1 protein-coding gene is annotated in these 1,055 nt (G+C 68.0%); it reads right to left on the bottom strand.

The annotated features are described in order from the left end of the window. Positions 1-16 precede the first annotated feature (16 nt). Positions 17-965, bottom strand: a protein-coding gene (locus D9599_RS30670) for an IS630 family transposase (RefSeq protein ID WP_198385124.1) whose coding sequence is annotated in 2 segments (ribosomal slippage) — positions 17-623 and positions 622-965 — 951 coding nt in all. Because the reading frame shifts where the segments join, the coding sequence is not laid out codon by codon here. Positions 966-1,055 lie beyond the last annotated feature (90 nt).

Below are 1,055 nucleotides of genomic sequence, written 5' to 3'. Positions count from 1 at the left end.
CTAGAACAGACTCCGTTCATTCGGGCTCATAGCCTGCGGCTGTGAAGAGGTTGGCGCACTCGGCTGGCGTGAACTGAGGGAGTGCGGTCCCGATGGTGCGCCAGAGGTCGTCGAGGCTGCGAGCGGCGGCTTTGCGCAGGATGGCCTTGAGCTTGGCGAAGGCGTTCTCGATTGGATTGAAGTCGGGCGAGTAGGGCGGCAGGTAGCGGAGGGTGGCGCCCGTGGCCTCGATCGCCGCACGGGTGTGCTGGCCTTTGTGGGCGGGCAGGTTGTCCATGATGACGATGTCACCGCGCCGGAGTGTAGGGACGAGCACCTGGTCGATGTAGGCGGCAAAGGCGGCTCGGTTCATCGGCCCGTCGAGCACCATGGGTGCGGTCATTCCCGACAGCCGCAGGGCGCCGGTGAAGGTGGTGGTCTTCCAGTGGCCGTGCGGGATCGGGGCACGGCAGCGCTGGCCGCGTTTGGCGCGCCCGCGCAGGCGGGCCATCTTGGTCGAGGCGCCGGTCTCGTCGATGAAGACGAGGCGCTCGGGGTCGAGGTCAGGCTGGGCGTTGAACCAGGCGCGGCGCTTGGCCGCGACGTCGGGCCGCTCCTGCTCGCTGGCGTGCGCTGTTTTTTTTGAACGTCATGGCGTGGCGGTCGAGGAAGCGCCAGACCGTGCTCGGGGCAAAGCGCGCGCCGTGCTCGCGCCGGAGCATCGCCGCGAGTTCGACGAGCGTGATGTCCACCTTGGCCTCCACCGCGCCTAGGATGACGGCTCGATACGCCTCGATCCGCTGCGAGCGCTGGTCCCCGCCCTTGGGCCGAGCCCTCGTCGTCCCTGTCGCGTGGAACACCCGCACCCAGCGAATGGCGGTAGCCACCCCCACGCCGAAGCGCTCAGCGGCCGCTCGGCGGGACAGCCCACCCTCCACCGCCCCAACAACCCGGCTGCGAAGATCTTCCGACAAGGTACGGCCCATCCAGGCTGGCCTCCTCACCAGCCAGCAGGGTGAATCAGATCACCCCCGCGTCGGGCAAGAACAATCGAATCACATCGCTCGGATTACGCT

Source organism: Roseomonas sp. KE2513, assembly GCF_016107305.1.
Taxonomy (GTDB): domain Bacteria; phylum Pseudomonadota; class Alphaproteobacteria; order Acetobacterales; family Acetobacteraceae; genus Roseomonas.
Note: the sequence above shows the minus strand (reverse complement) of the source record. Positions and strands in the feature narration are given on the sequence as shown.